At 46.6% G+C, this 14,599-nt stretch carries 15 protein-coding genes and 1 pseudogene; 5 read left to right on the top strand and 11 right to left on the bottom strand.

The window, feature by feature from the left end:
* Window positions 1–89 precede the first annotated feature (89 nt).
* From MWL85_RS07675 to MWL85_RS07700, 6 genes are all read right to left on the bottom strand, one after another.
* Window positions 90–1,067, bottom strand: coding sequence for a DUF8464 domain-containing protein (locus MWL85_RS07675; protein WP_048927169.1), 978 nt, complete (start codon window positions 1,065–1,067; stop codon window positions 90–92).
* A 274-nt stretch (window positions 1,068–1,341) separates the two neighbouring features.
* Entirely contained in the window at window positions 1,342–2,583 is a 1,242-nt protein-coding gene (locus MWL85_RS07680) for a primase-helicase family protein (RefSeq protein ID WP_054350315.1), read from the bottom strand.
* Between the two features lie 200 nt (window positions 2,584–2,783).
* The gene (locus MWL85_RS07685; protein ID WP_048927171.1) at window positions 2,784–3,173 is read right to left on the bottom strand and encodes a virulence RhuM family protein; all 390 of its coding nucleotides are present in this window, start codon (window positions 3,171–3,173) and stop codon (window positions 2,784–2,786) included.
* A 22-nt stretch (window positions 3,174–3,195) separates the two neighbouring features.
* Window positions 3,196–4,428, bottom strand: coding sequence for a site-specific integrase (locus MWL85_RS07690; RefSeq protein WP_048927172.1), 1,233 nt, complete (start codon window positions 4,426–4,428; stop codon window positions 3,196–3,198).
* A 284-nt stretch (window positions 4,429–4,712) separates the two neighbouring features.
* Window positions 4,713–5,996, bottom strand: coding sequence for a conjugal transfer protein MobB (gene mobB, locus MWL85_RS07695; RefSeq protein WP_244400278.1), 1,284 nt, complete (start codon window positions 5,994–5,996; stop codon window positions 4,713–4,715).
* On the bottom strand, window positions 5,996–6,406 hold the full coding sequence (locus MWL85_RS07700; RefSeq protein ID WP_211635201.1) for a plasmid mobilization protein: 411 nt from the start codon (window positions 6,404–6,406) through the stop codon (window positions 5,996–5,998). Before MWL85_RS07700 ends, mobB begins: the two co-directional genes overlap by 1 nt.
* Before the next feature lie 571 nt (window positions 6,407–6,977).
* Between MWL85_RS07700 and MWL85_RS07705 the strand changes: the two are divergent.
* A pseudogene (locus MWL85_RS07705) lies at window positions 6,978–7,085 on the top strand (ParA family protein); the annotation flags it as partial.
* Window positions 7,086–7,368: 283 nt separating this feature from the next.
* Here the strand turns inward: MWL85_RS07705 and MWL85_RS07710 are convergent.
* Complete coding sequence (locus MWL85_RS07710; protein WP_008779248.1) at window positions 7,369–7,815, bottom strand: MarR family winged helix-turn-helix transcriptional regulator; 447 nt, start codon at window positions 7,813–7,815, stop codon at window positions 7,369–7,371.
* Window positions 7,816–7,939: 124 nt separating this feature from the next.
* Between MWL85_RS07710 and MWL85_RS07715 the strand changes: the two genes are divergently transcribed.
* On the top strand, window positions 7,940–8,656 hold the full coding sequence (locus MWL85_RS07715; protein ID WP_008779249.1) for a DUF169 domain-containing protein: 717 nt from the start codon (window positions 7,940–7,942) through the stop codon (window positions 8,654–8,656).
* A 63-nt stretch (window positions 8,657–8,719) separates the two neighbouring features.
* On the opposite strand, the gene mobV is transcribed toward MWL85_RS07715, so the two are convergent.
* The 4 genes from mobV to MWL85_RS07735 all read right to left on the bottom strand — a co-directional run bounded on the left by mobV (window position 8,720) and on the right by MWL85_RS07735 (window position 12,316).
* Window positions 8,720–10,081: a MobV family relaxase gene (gene mobV / locus MWL85_RS07720; protein WP_008779250.1), complete on the bottom strand. Its 1,362-nt coding sequence runs from the start codon at window positions 10,079–10,081 to the stop codon at window positions 8,720–8,722.
* Between the two features lie 239 nt (window positions 10,082–10,320).
* Window positions 10,321–10,677, bottom strand: coding sequence for a hypothetical protein (locus MWL85_RS07725; RefSeq protein ID WP_117693461.1), 357 nt, complete (start codon window positions 10,675–10,677; stop codon window positions 10,321–10,323).
* Window positions 10,674–11,066, bottom strand: coding sequence for a hypothetical protein (locus MWL85_RS07730; RefSeq protein WP_005797051.1), 393 nt, complete (start codon window positions 11,064–11,066; stop codon window positions 10,674–10,676). Before MWL85_RS07730 ends, MWL85_RS07725 begins: the two co-directional genes overlap by 4 nt.
* Window positions 11,067–11,083: 17 nt before the next feature.
* On the bottom strand, window positions 11,084–12,316 hold the full coding sequence (locus tag MWL85_RS07735; RefSeq protein ID WP_244400279.1) for a site-specific integrase: 1,233 nt from the start codon (window positions 12,314–12,316) through the stop codon (window positions 11,084–11,086).
* Between the two features lie 259 nt (window positions 12,317–12,575).
* On the opposite strand from MWL85_RS07735, the gene MWL85_RS07740 reads away from it, so the two are divergent.
* The 3 genes from MWL85_RS07740 to MWL85_RS07750 are packed head-to-tail and all read left to right on the top strand — an operon-like array spanning window position 12,576 to window position 14,556.
* Window positions 12,576–13,280 (top strand): P-loop NTPase family protein, encoded by a 705-nt coding sequence (locus tag MWL85_RS07740; RefSeq protein WP_244400280.1) that lies wholly within the window; start codon window positions 12,576–12,578, stop codon window positions 13,278–13,280.
* On the top strand, window positions 13,277–13,804 hold the full coding sequence (locus MWL85_RS07745) for a DUF3408 domain-containing protein (RefSeq protein WP_244400281.1): 528 nt from the start codon (window positions 13,277–13,279) through the stop codon (window positions 13,802–13,804). Before MWL85_RS07740 ends, MWL85_RS07745 begins: the two co-directional genes overlap by 4 nt.
* Window positions 13,801–14,556 carry a hypothetical protein gene (locus MWL85_RS07750; protein WP_244400282.1) on the top strand — a complete coding sequence of 252 codons (756 nt, stop codon included), beginning with the start codon at window positions 13,801–13,803 and terminating at the stop codon, window positions 14,554–14,556. Before MWL85_RS07745 ends, MWL85_RS07750 begins: the two co-directional genes overlap by 4 nt.
* The last annotated feature ends 43 nt before the right edge of the window (window positions 14,557–14,599 follow it).

Raw genomic sequence — 14,599 nt, forward strand, 5'->3', positions numbered from 1 at the left:
TTGCTTGCAATGCGGCTCGGAAAATTCCCTAATAAGCTATGGTATTTTCCGCTTGTAAATATCCGCACGGCTGCAAGCGTTCTCACTCCCTACATCTTCAGCCCTCGCTTTTTCGGTGGCTGCATCATCCGCCTTGCGGATTGGACTTGCCTCTCCTGCTTCATCGGCTCTGCCGATTGGGACAAGGGCTTACCGCACAGGTAGTCGTTCAAGTCCTTATACTCACTATAGTGTATGGACTTGTCGGAAAGGCGTTCCCCGAACCTTGCTTGCAGATGCTCACAGGCTGTCCGTCCTGCCGTATCGTTGTCAAGGAAACAGCCGATTTGGGAATAGTCAGCCAATATGCCCTCCGCCTTTGCGAGATTGGAAACGGAGTTCAAGATGATATAATCCTGCGTGGTCAGTCGGGGGCATTGCGGATTGTTCCTCACACGGATGGAAAGGAACGAGAGGTAATCCATGAAGCCCTCGAAAAGATAACAGGTTGTCGGCTGTTCTCCACTTTGTCGGATATGGGTGATGTCCTTTGGAGCGACACAACCTTTGAAATAGCGGTTGCGCACCTCATAACCACCTGCCATATTCGGGAAACCGATGGCGAAGTATGGTCTGCCCTTGTTTTCAAAATGCAGTTCCTTACATTCCCTCTTGGCGAGTTCGGTGCTTATTCCTCGCTCCTGCAAATAGGATAATAGTACAGGAGAGGATAACTCCGAAACTTGCAGATGTCGGTACATCGGTTCTGAAACGGATTGCCGACCAAAAGAAAATGGTACATGGATGGCGGTGTGCAGATGCGGTGTCTGTTTGGCGATGCACTCCAACAGATACGGCACGTTGTCGGAGCGGTAGAGTTCCGAAGCCAATGCGATGATATTGCCACCCTTGCCGATGCCGAAGTCATACCATTGGTTGAGTTCGGTGTTTACCTTGAACGAGGCTTCGGCTTCCTCTCTCAGCGGTGACTTGTACCAAAGGCTGCTATCTTGTCGCTTGACGGGTGTGTACCCCAGACTTTGCAGATAGTCTGCTATTCTGATTTGTTTTGCTTCCTGTATTGTCATAATGTATATTCCTACGGATTTGATGATGGTTGATAAAGCGATGATTTGATGAACATATGGTTTAACACATTGATTTATATCTATATATCATCTCATCATTTATTCATCAAACCACTCACGAAAAGAGAAATTCATCGTTTACGGTGTCGGGCATGGTCTGTCCGTCCTGTTTTCTCCTTTCATCAGTGAGATACTTTTGATGAATGTTTGATGAGAATGTAAATATCTATATTTCAATATATTTATATACTTATTCATCATTTCATCAAAATAATCATAGTGTTTCCAAAAACGATTTTGTCACGGTGTAGAACCGTCCTGTCTTCCGCATGGGCGAATAGTGACAGTCACGGGTATAGTCCAACTGATAGGTGGTATAGGTAAGCGTGTTGGGTGCAGGATTAAGTTTCCAACACTCTTTCAATACCCTGCGTACTTGATGTTTCTCCACTTTTGCCTGTGAATACCGCAACAAAAGAAAAATATCGTTGCAGTCAAAAGAGAAAGTGTCCGTGCCTACACTTTCCATAATGTCAAGGATAAGCTCGTGCATCTCTATCTCCAATCTGTTGCGGTTGCTGCGGATAATCTTCTGCAAGGCTTCGGTATGCAGTAGTGAGGGCGTGAACCACATACGGCTTTTCTTTTCGGTGGATAGCTGCCTATGCTGTAAATGGTGGAGAAAAGCAGGTATCTCCGCTTTCAGTTTTTGCAGGAAGTCGGTATCATCCGACTGCAAGCGGTCTATCTTGCGCACCCAATAACGGGTTTCACCTGCATCAATGATGACAGGCAGGTACTCGTTGTTTGAACACAGCACGAATTTGGCGAAGAACGCAATTTCGTCACGGTCTTTGCCTTTGGCTTCCACCTTGTAGGATAGTGCCGTGCTCAGGTTCTTCAACCGCTCGCTGTCCTCCCGGCGGCTCAGCAATACTTCGTCCACCACGATAAGGAGTTTCCCAGCCCAGTCGGAATTGAACTGGCTGCGGAAATCCTCGTTGGTGTTGAATGTCACGTTATTCTGAAACAGGGCTTTCAGAAAATTGAGGAATGTACTTTTGCCTGTGTTGCGCTCCTCCGACACCAACAGCAGGATGGGCAACTTCTGAATGGGTTGCAGGTAGAGCAGTTGAAGATAGTCCATTCCCAACTCGTATTGCTCCCCGAAGATATGTTCCACCAATGAGCGGACAGAGGGGAAATCACCCTCTTGCGGTTGGTGGGGTATCGGCTCGTAGAGGTTAAGGAACTTGCCGATTACAGGCTGATAGCTGACGTGTTCGGGTACGGTGCAGAAGCCGTCATACTTGGGTACGCTGCCGATGTAGTCCTTGCCATAGTCTTGGCGCAGGGTCTCGTTGTTCCATGCGATGCGCTTCCTTACATACCCTCCGTTCAGTCTTGGCTGCTCCACAATCTTGTAGAGCGTTGTGCCGACACGGATAAACTCTTCCTTTGCCATGCCGCCATCTGTGGGCGGTCGGTGGCTGTCATTTACTTTGTTTGCTTCCATATTCCAATGATTTAAGTTTGAAAAAATGTCAGCTACAAAAGTATAATCAACTGTCGGATAAGTTGATACGCAAATCACAGCAGAACGCAGCAAAAAATACTTCGGGGCTGTTCGGGGCTGTAAAAACAAAAAATCCGAAGAAACAGAGCTGAAAACAGATGCTTCTTCGGGTGCGTGAGTATGTGTGAATGGCAATACGCCTATGCAAAGTATTTCGGATTTGCCGTATCAGTGATGTTCAGCGAAAAGAAGATGCCTGTTTTTTCTTTTCGCAAGTACAGTCTTTCAAGTATGGCTCTGCGAACCTGTTCCGCTCCGAATGTGTTGATGCGGAAAGCAAGGGCGATGATGGCTTCAAGACTGTAAACCTCCATGCTGCGTTTGTCCGACAGTTTGATGGTATGCTTTGTCTCATATTCCCTCAAAACACCGCTTTTACAAAGAGCCTTTATCCCTGCTCGGATTGTTGGGGCGATAACCCCGAACAACTCGCAGAGTTCCCACTCGGTCATGGCAATGGAGACTGTATCGGTCGGCAGGGCGATGTTGCCCTGTCCGTCCATCGTGATGATGCTTCGTTTCTCTTTCATCTGTATTCTTCTTTATGGGTTATCAAATGGCACTGCAAATGCTTTTCTCCATATCCCCCAACTTGTCGGACAACAGTTCCAAGTCCTGACTTATCTTTTGGGCGGTTATCTTCGCGTAGATTTGAGTGGTCTTTATGTTGGTATGCCCCAACAGGCGGCTGACGGTTTCAATGGGTACTCCGTTGGATAACAGTATGGTAGTTGCTGCCGAATGTCTTGCGACATGATATGTTAAATGTGTCTTTATACCGCACAAATCGGCTATGGCTTTCAGCTTTTTGTTGCAGGTCGTATTACTTGGCATGGGGAAAACCTTATTGTCCTTTGCCATCCCCTTATACTTCTCTATAATCTTTCGGGGAACGTCCAACAGACGGATATTCGATTCGGTGTTGGTCTTCTTTCTTCGGGTGATAATCCATAAGTTACCGTCAAAGAAAGTTTGCAGGTTGTCGGTGGTGAGGTTCTTGACATCGGAATATGCCAACCCCGTGAACACCGAAAACAGAAACAGGTCCCTCACAAGCTCGTGGGTCTTGTCGGGCATCTCGGTATTCATCATGGTGTGTATCTCCTCTTTCGTGATATACCCCCTGTCCACGCTTTCGGGAGAGTTGATATACCCTGCAAAGGGATTGAACGGCAGACGACCGTCATTTCTCGCTATGGAAATGATGTGCTTCAACACAATCATATAGCCCCAAATGGTATTAGTGCGGCATTTCTTCACCGTGCGCAGGAAATACTCGAAGTCGTTGATGAACGTGAGGTTTAACTCTTTGAGGGGAATATCCTCACGCTTGTATGTATGGGGCAGGAACTCCCGAATATGCTTGCAGACGGTTATGTACCGTTGGAATGTTCCTTTGGCACGGCTGTGTCCGACTTTCTTTGCAAACTCCGCATTGTGCTGCTCAAAGAGTTTCAGCAAGGTTTCCTGCTTGATACCGATACCGAGATAGGCATCTTTCAGTTTGGCAGCGGTCACATATCCGTCTGTCTGCATCAGTTCTTGGTAGCGGCGGTTCACCTCCACCCGAATCTTGTCAACCGCACGGTTGATTCTCTGCGCTTCGGCACTCTTGCCCGAAGCACGGTTGTTCTTCACATCCCACAAATGGGGTGGAACTTCCATTTTGCAACTGAACTGCTTAATCTCTCCGTCCACCGTAAGGCGGCACATCAGTGGCAGGTTGCCGTTGGGCTTTGCACTGCCTTTCTTCACGTAGAATAAGACCTTGAATGTACTTCGCATAACTCACTTCTTTTTTGGTGACAAAATTAGTTTACCGTGAGTTACCAACAGCTACGCAAAATTACGCAAATCGCAGAAAAACAGATGCTTATTCTGGAAGTTCACACATTACGGCAGTAATGATGTGGTAACTGAACTCTTGCGTTGTGTGGCTTTTGGATGTCTGCAAACGACCTTTTCCACATCAAAAGCAAAAGCGTAACGACCACTCTTTCAGTTGAATCGCTACGCTTTTCTCAAATTTACTTTTTAGCTATCTGTTTATTTTAATTTGACAACATCACTCATCTCTTTACTCCTTTAATATATGGGCGATTCTGCCTGCGAAGTTTCCGTTGCCAAGCCGCCTCTTTCCAATCATCATTGCTACTACCGAGTGGAAGGTCACCGACAAGATCATCTACCAGTTCATCAACAAGGCTGTCTCCCTCGTCCGCATCTGACTGTAACGGTTGAATAGTTGGAACTTCTTCTTTCAATTGAGAAGAAGAAATACCATACAATGTTTCATCCATAAATGGATTGTAGGTCGGGTTGGAGAGGTAGGCATTAAATGTATTGGCCGAGTACCCCTTGCCTAGTCGGGAGCCATTGAGTGCAATGCCATTCGCATCGTCTATGAACGTAATACCATAGATACGCCCGCTCTCACTCTTTCGGATAACCATTCGCAAACCTTGCTCCTCCAATCGTTGTCGCAGCGCTTCCTCTGTCTGGGGAGAAGTACGCATTACTTGTAAGACTTTCTCCCTTACGGCTGGTATCAGTGGCTTGATAGCTTGCTTAGATTGTTGCATCCTATTCTGCACGGCTGTATAGCCCACACCACGACCGATCTCCGAGGCATGGATGGGTGTACTTACCTTATCGCCTTTATCATCAGTCGGTACATAGACCAGTCCATCGTACTTCTTCCCTCGAAACTCTGTTTTAACTTCTTCCACGGCAAGATTGTAGTGGGAAAGAATGGCATTGAGTTCTCCCAGCGAGCAGAAGCGGTAATGCTTCAGAACAGAACGAGCTATAGATGCTACCTGCTCTTTGATATTTCCTTTTGCCATATCCACCTTTGAGAGCTCTTGTAGCGATTTATCTGTAATCTCTGTGCTGGGAATTAGATGGTACTTCTTCTCCAGCGCATCCGTAATTTTCTTGCTTCGTCTGCCTTCAAACTTGTCATTGATCTTTCGACCATCACCATCTACCCTTAGCGATACGATATGGATATGCTCACGGGCGATATCATTGTGCTTGAACACAATGTAAGGTTGCTTGCCATAGCCCAGAGCCTCCATATACTCCTTAGCTATCTGCGAGAGCGTTTCATCGGACAGCTTCTCGTCTGGATGGGGATTGAGCGAGCAATGGAAGACCGTTTTCTTTGTTCGACACTTTTCGGGTATCAATGCCTGCATATCTGCAAGTACCTCCGACATCGTATATTCGCCCGCTCTGTTTTGGTACAAGCCATGTGCCAGCAGAAGTGTTGCTTCCTTCTTATTCACCTTCTTGAAGTTGTAGCCGAGTGCACCCCCGAGGTTCTCCGTTGCTGAAATCTTGGCAATCATTACTTGCGGTAATCAATGGTCAGAGAGATAGCCTGCTCCTGCAAAGCAATAATCTGAGCTGATAGTTGCTCCAGCTTCTCAAGCAGTATCTGAGCAGTCTTCACGCTATGATAGCTGTTGATGGCTCGTACAGCTTGGTTATACAGCACGCCTATCTTATGTATCTGGGCAGTCAATTCGGATAGCTTACGATAGTACTCCACGGCAGACTTATCTACCGTTATCACCTTGAAATGCTCTCCCAATATCCTTGCCCGCACGAAGTCGGACTTCGTTTCCGCACCTGATTTATGGAACAAGTCAATCGCCCGTTGCTGGTCTTTCGGGTCAGGCAAGCGTACGTGCCAGTTATCCCAGCGAGGTTTTTCTGCCGCTTTTCGTTCAGAACGATGCTCCTCTTTCTTATCCATATCTATTTGTTTTCTAATTACGACTTTGGAGTAATTCATCTCCCCTTTGGGGCAAGGGTCTTTGTGGTACAAACTGCGGTTTGTGTTACAAAGACACACCTTGCCAATATCAAGAAGTGATACGATGAAGTATCCACCCCACGGGGGTGTCTACTTCGGGGAGAAAAGCTCCACGACTTCTATCTGTCTGCAAAGTTACAGCGACCTTGTAACTAATTCACTATAAACGACATTCCTATGATTTCACTCCTTTTCCTCATACTTCACTGGAGGTTGAGACTTAGGTTAAGAGCTAGTTATTTTGCAACCAAACTCAGTCTTGAGTTGAGTCAAAACCTAACTCTTGAGCTAAGTCAATTTTGAGTTAAGTCAAGACCTAGCTCTTGAACTAAGTCAATTTTGAGTTAAGTCAAGACCTAACTCTTGAGCTAAGTCAATTTTGAGCTGAGTCAAGACCTTACTCTTGAGCTGAGTCAATTTTGAGTTGAGTCAAGACCTAACTCTTGAGTCAGGTTTAGAGTGAAACAATCGCCCCATAGGCTTATAACATAAGTAGTAACCAAAGAACAATATGGACACAAACAGCCGCCCGCTCTACTTAGGCTTCGCTTCACAAAAGGGAGGAGTCGGTAAGAGTACGCTAGCCGAAGTGCTAGCATCTATTTTAGATTTTCAGCGGTTTGACACAACCATTTGAGAAATAAACATTTAGCGGAGCATTTGAGAAATAATAGTAACGAATTGGCAACCGTTCGATTTTCAGCGGTTTGCGGTGCTATGCTGTCAAATAACCCTTTCATTTGCAAATATAATCTCTTTTTCCGAAAGAACGGACTTTCAACGGCACTTTTTATCCCGGACACAACCGTTGCTTTATGCTTTCCATGTTTTCTGTTGTTTGCGACTGCACAACGGACGGAAATTGCGGTGTTATATGCAATCTGTCAATTGGCACGATAATTTTACTTGGTTTGGTTCAAATAATTGACACAGTTCTTTTCAATCTTGTTTAAGATATGAAGAAATGTATCTTGTTCTTCTTGTGATATGTCTTTTAATGAGATATTTAGAGATAGCATTTGACATTTATTTATATGCGGCATAATTGTTCTTACCTTATCGGTGCAATATAAAAGAACACTCCGTCTATCTTTATGATTTTTCCGCTTGATAATATATCCGTTTTTGGATAATTTTTCAACTATTCTCGTAACATTTGCAAAGTCTTTTTGCGACTGCGTGACTAAATCACCAATGGTCTGACCATCGTTTTCCCATAAATAGACTAAGATAACCCACTGTTCCGGTGTTATGTCCAGCCCCTCTTCTGATATGATTTGATATATTTGACGTTTGATTATACCCGAAAGTTTGGCTATTTTGTGATTTAGCATTTTATCTATATCCATATTATTTTTTTGTTAAAAGCTGAAAAATATATTTGTCATAGCAAATAAATAGCTATATTTGTCATAGCAAATAAATAGCTATATTTGTCATGACAAATATATAAATAATGCAATTAGTAACCAAATGGAAATAAGTGTTTTTATAGAAAATATCCAAAAGGCTTTCGGAGAAAAGGTGCAATTACCCTTTGCCTTTTGGTATTCAGATGAACGGATTAATGATGATTTGAAAAAAATCAACGGTTGTTTTTTTAAGGAGTTTGAAAGACTGATTGCTGGTGAATCGATCTCTTTGAGTGCCGACAGAATCGGGTGTATGGGTGGTAAGTTCTATACCGGTTTTTCGACCATGAATGAAAAGATGCCTATGTTTGTTTCAAGCAAAGAAAAATATAAGAAATCTCCGGAACTGGTTCTTGATTTCGTAGAAAAGGCAAATCTACGGATGACTACAATGCGATATTTGAACATTGCACCCATAGCCGAACTCGAAAACTTCAATAATGTGGTGGGTATTTTCTTTTTGGCTACCCCCGATATGCTTTCAGGACTTGCTTCATGGACATTTTACGATAACAATTCTGATGACGCGATTACTGCAAAGTTCGGTTCGGGATGTTCTTCTATTTTTTCAGAAGCAGCATTGGAAAACAGCAAAAACGGGAAACGTACATTTATCGGACTGTTCGACCCCTCCGTGCGTCGCTATATCCATGAGAATATATTAAGTTTTACTATACCGATGTCGCGCTTTCGGGAGATGTATCATACGATACAGGATAGCTGCTTGTCGCATACACCTGCATGGGGAAAAATTAGAGAACGCATTTGTCGGGAGTGAAGTGTACGCCCATCTTTAATTATCAGAACAATTTAAGATGGGCATATTGTCGTATGTTATAACTTAAATCCCTCTGCCTTTCCTTTGCGGTTGTATAGGTCGGCGTATGTTTTGCCTTAACTTCTCGAACTGTTCCTTGAACCACTCGGCAATGGGCTTTCGGTTGATGGAAAGAACCAATTTAGTCCCGTCCGTGGGGTCTTTCAGCACTTGGAAACCTGCCCTTTCGGTCGTGAATTTCCGTCCGTGTTCCTCCGAATAGAGTTCCCCTGCATACTCCAACGGCTTTCCCTTGACGAGCGTTGCGGTCTGTCTTTCATCGAACCCAATAAGGCGGCAGAGGTTTTCGATACGGAGCATTTCACGGAAATAGGGAAACCATGCCGCCGCCTTTGCGATTACCGTTTTCAAGAAAGATATTTCCTCCTTGTGCTTCGTTTCCTTGTCCGCTATCTCCCTGCGGTGCTTCCGTTCTATTTCCGCCATCTGTCGGCTGTGGTCTGCCTGCATGGTCTGTATCCTATCTTGCAGGGCTTCGATGGTTTCCTCGTGGTCGGCTACCTCCCTATGCAGGGCGGTGTTTTCCCTTTCCAGCGTCTTGACCTTGTTGCTGCCGAAAAGAGAACCGACACTCTCGGCGATGTTGGCGGCTGCGGTGGTTGCCGCCCCTTTCAGCTTCTCGGTCTGTATTTCTTTTTTCGCCCGTCTTAGTTCTTCCCGTGTCGTTTCTTTCTGCTGCTGCAAATCCACCACTTCCGCTTTGAGGTCGTCGGAGAGTTTCTGTATATCCCGATAATACTGCTGCGTGGACTTGTGGCGAGCCTTCGAGCCGTCTATGCCCCTTTGCAGCCCGTATTTCGCCATAGCTTCGGCATAGGTATCTTGGTAGGACTTCAATTTCAGCCGTGTCATAATATCGTCTGCGCACAGCCTCACGGTGTCGGTCGGCTTCTTGCGGTATCGCTTCTTCGTCTGTTCCTCCCTTTTCCTGCGCTTTCGCTCTCCCTTGACGATGGGGACGAGCGTGACGTGCATGTGCGGCGTTTCCTCGTCCCTGTGCAGGTGAGCCGCCACGATGTTCTCCTTTCCGAACGTGTCGGCGAAGTATTTCAGATTGTCGGCGCACCACTCGTCCAAACGCCCCTCTTCCTCTATCCGCTTCATGTCCTCGTGCGTTCCCGACACGTTGATTCGGATTGCCCGTACTTGGTTGCTTCCGATTTTACGTGTCAGCCCCGCTTCTTCCAGTCTTCTCTGAACTGCCGCCGAACGGTCTTTCACCCCGTCGGGGTATTCGATGAGTCTGCGGTTTAGGTGCGTGCGTGTGGGGTCGGCGTTCTTCGGTATGATGAAACGCTCGATATGTGCGGTCGTTCCGCTGTCGCTGCCGTGTGCCTTTTCCATGTGTAAAACTACGAAACCCATATATTCTTCCTTTCTTTTTTGGCTTGTGAAACAATGATTTTTGGTATCTTCGGGGGCGGCAAATGCCGTTCCCGATGGGGTGTGCAGAGGGGCTTGCCCCTTGCCTTATTGGGGAATTTTCAGCGATACGTAGTATTGCGGCTCGGAAAATTCCCTAATAAGCTACGGTATTTTCTCCGTAAATACCCTGCGGCGTGCCGTCCGTCTGCCTTTCGGCGGTGGCTGTCCCTGCCGCCTGCTTACCCGTATAACCCCACCTTATTATTTTTCCCTTTCGGTCGGTGGTGGGCGGCGGGGCGGTCGTTTCCGTTTTTAAAGGCTCTTTTGCACGGGGCGGTCGGATACAAGGTTTTCCCAATAAATACGCTCGCAGCGAAGCGAGAGGAAGATTTATCGGGAAACGGCGCAGCCGCCTGACCTTTAAGCCGACATAAAGCCCCGTGCTTGCTTTGCCTTTGTAAACGGAAATGATTGCTCCGCTTTCCTCTGAAAAGAGAAATAGAACCTGCAATATATATCACCATAGTGATAGGTTTGCATGTTGGTATGCTGATATATTGGTATGTTTGCATGTTGATATGTTGATATGTCATCATGCTTTCCAACGGCTGTTGGGCTTGCCGTCCGAAACAACCGACACGAATACCGTCGTTTTCTCTTTTCGCCCGTGTATAATCCTCTCTAATAATGCCCTGCGGACTTTCGCCGCCCCGAACGATTCGATACGGAAAGCGAGGGCGGCTATCGTTTCGAGGTTGTAAACCTCCGCGCTGTATCTGTCCGATATGCGGATAATGCGCTTTATGTCATATATACTCAAAACTCCGCTTTTGCAGAGTGCCTTTATCCCTGCCCGAACCGTCGGGGCGATAACCCCGAACAGTTCGCAGATTTCTCGCTCGGTCATGGCGGTTGCGCCTATATCGCTCGGCAGGGAGATATTGCCCTGCCCGTCCATCGTGATAATGTTCCTTTCTTCTTTCATCGGTATTCTGTTCTTAATTAAATGGCTCGGCAGATATTCTTCTCCATATCCTCCAACTTGTGCGACAAGGTTTCCATGTCTTGGCTTATCTTCTGGGCGGTGATTTTGGCGTAAATTTGGGTGGTCTTTATGTTCGTGTGTCCCAAAAGGCGGCTCACCGTTTCGATGGGTACGCCGTGCGACAGAAGTACGGTCGTGGCGTTCGTGTGGCGTGCCACATGGTAGGTCAAACGTACCTTGAAGCCGCATTGTCTGCCTATATCTTTGAGTATCTTGTTGCAGCTTCCGTTACTCGGAACGGGGAAAACATGACCGTCCCTTGCCAGCCCCTTGTACTTTTCGATGATACGCTTGGGAACGTCCAAAAGGCGGATGTTTGATTCGGTGTTGGTCTTCTTTCTTCGGGTGATTATCCACAGGTTGCCGTCGAAGAATGTTTGCAGGCGGTCGACGGTGAGGTTCTTCACGTCCGAATACGCCAAACCCGTGAAAACAGAAAAGACGAACAAGTCCCGTACAAGCTCGTGGGTGGCGTTCTTCATCGGTGCGTCCATGAGCGTCTGTATCTCCGTTTGGGTGAGGTAGCCCCTATCCACGCTTTCGGGAGAGTTGATATATCCGGCAAAGGGATTGAACGGCAAACGCCCGTCGTTCCTTGCAATGGAAACGATGTGTTTCAACACAATCATGTAGCCCCACACGGTATTGGTGCGGCATTTCTTCTCCGTGCGCAGAAAATACTCGAAATCGTTGATGAACGTGAGGTTGAGTTCCTTTAACGGAATATCCTCACGCCTGTAGGTATGGGGCAAAAACTCCCGAATATGGTTGCAGACCGTCCGATAACGGGTAAATGTACCCTGCGCCCTGCTGTGCCCGACTTTCTTCTCAAACTCGGCGTTGTGCTGCTCGAACAGTTTCAGCAAAGTTTCCTGCTTGACGCCGATACCGAGATAGGCGTCTTTGAGTTTGGCGGCGGTAACATAACCGTCCGTCTGCATTAACTCTTGATAGCGGCGGTTTACCTCCACACGGATTTTATCTACTGCAAGGTTGATTCTCTGCGCTTCGACGCTCTTGCCCGAAGCACGGCTGTTCTTCACATCCCACAAGCGTGGGGGAACGTCCATCTTGCAACTGAACTGTTTAATCTCGCCGTCCACCGTGATACGGCACATCAGAGGCAGGTTGCCGTTCGGCTTCTCGCTGCCTTTCTTCACGTAAAATAATACCTTGAATGTACTTCGCATAACTCACTCCTTTTTTTGGTTACAAAATTAGTTCTTAGTGAGTTACCGACAGCTATGTAAATCAACGCAAAACGCAGAAAAAGAACCTTTTAGCAAGAAATTTGCACCCGTTACGGGAGTAACGAGGTGGTAACTGAACTTCTGCGCCGTTTGGCTTCGAGGTGGTATTTCGTTGGCTCTGTCCCATAGAAAAACAAAGCGTAACGAACGCTCTATCAGCTAATTCGCTACGCTTTGCCCAAATTTACTTTTTCGCTATGTGTTTATTTTATACTACGAGAAGGATATCCCTCTTGTCGTAGTGGACTGCGATGGCACGCAGGAGTCATTTTTCAAGCTCCGAGAGCGTGACAGAGATCTTATTGGAACCTCTCCAGACATAGGGAAGGCACTCCACGAGCGACTTGCCCAATATGGGAAGAAGTCTTACCAGATTATCCGAAGCAATCTAGAGCAGGCGATAAGCAATACAGAGCAGTACTTGAGTAAAGCACCGATAGCTCCCCAAATCGTTATATTCGACTTCCCAGGTCATGTAGCTACCAGTGCTATGATGGAGCTATCCATTATGATGGACTATATCATCTCCCCCATAGAGGCTGATCCGCAATCTTTGGCATCAAGCTTTGCTTATGCCAAGACAATCCAAGAGCTAGGTGTAGGCTTTGCAGAGTCTCAAATCCAAGATCTCTTTTTGCTTTGGAACAAAGTAAATCGCAGTGCCAGCACTATGGTCATCGAACTGTTCAGTCAGCATGCCCAAGAGCAGGGCTTGAAGATCCTAGACGCTCGTATCTACCACTCCGTTCGCTTCAGTCGTGAGCTAGCTCAAGGGGGTGTCAAGGGAGTCTTTCGTTGCTCTTATCTACCTCCAGCTACAACGCTACGTCCTCAGACAGGTGTGGATGAATGGGTCGAAGAGGTGATACAGAAGCTAGGTCTACAAAAAGGTACAAGCGTATGAGCTCACTTAAAGAACAGCGAGAGCGACTGCTCCAAGCTAAGATGAGAGAGATGGCGAATATAGGAGTTACCAAGCGTACCGCAGAGAATATCCCAGACTTTGATGAGCCGATAGATTTAGATGAGGAGCCAACGCTTGAAGAGAATCCAACTCTTGAAGAGGCGTGTAATGCCGTCTCAGAGACCGAGGAAACAGCAGCCTCTATTCCGACCTCCTCTCCTCAAGCATCCCAGCGTCACAACTCCAAAAAGAAGTCTACTCCTAGGAGTTGCTCATTGACATTAGAGTTTGCAGCGTACAAAGAGCGTTTTCTGACATCTGTACGAGACGGACGCAACAAGTCTGGCTTCAGCATTCATACCGAAGTGCTACAGCTACTTCGGAATGTGGTGAGTGACCTCCGTGTAGAGACCTCCATCACAAGCTATATTGAGAACATCATACTGGATCACTTGAAAACGCACCAGGAGCTATTGAACCAAATCGCCTCTCAGCGGAGACGAGATAAGACTATTGACCTATGATTGAAGAGACATTGAGATGCTTACTGCTCTTATTAGGGATTGTGTGGGTGATCTTTGGCATCACATATTGGCGGAGACTCTTGAACAGCTCTAAGCAAGACCCTACAAGAAAGGCTACAGCCAAGAAAGAGAAGACGAAACGGGTTGACTCCAATCAAGAGCGTAAGGAGCTCGTGAGAGACGAATTAGTCGGCAAGAGCAAGCCTTTTGTTTCCTCATCTTTCCCTACGGTTCCTAAGAGTTCCTCATCTGAAAAAGCGGACGATAATCCCGCTACATTTGCAGAGTTAGATCGTGATAAGTCAACGCAAAGAGATGACGCTACAGATCCTTTAGAAGCGGAAAGCGAAACTATCCCTGAAGCAGAAAACGAGATACAAGTCGCCTACACGATGGAGGATCTAGATGAGGAGAGCATCCTGCGGGAGGAGTTACAGATTGCCAGCGAGGCGATGCCCGAACTCTCACCGACAGCCATCCTAGCAAGAGATTTATCTCGTATTAGCCAATGGAGTAAGCAAGAGGATTCACTGACTAATGAAAATGAAGAGGAGGTGTGCCAGACGCTCCGCACCTTGCGAGGAACGGAGCTTATGGATCGACTCAAAGAGTACACGCTACAAGTGGAGGAAGCTCACCGCAATCTCTTTGCAGCCCTACGGAAAGCTGAAGAGCTAGAAGAGGAAACCACACTTTCCCAAGTAGAGGCAGAAGCGGGAGTAGAAGAAAAACCGCTCTCTTACTACTTGTAACCTACAATAGAACAGCAAGATTATTCTTTAACAACTTGATATA

Origin of the sequence: Porphyromonas somerae, assembly GCF_022845615.1 — a bacterium.
In the GTDB taxonomy this organism is placed as follows: Bacteria; Bacteroidota; Bacteroidia; order Bacteroidales; family Porphyromonadaceae; genus Porphyromonas_A; species Porphyromonas_A somerae.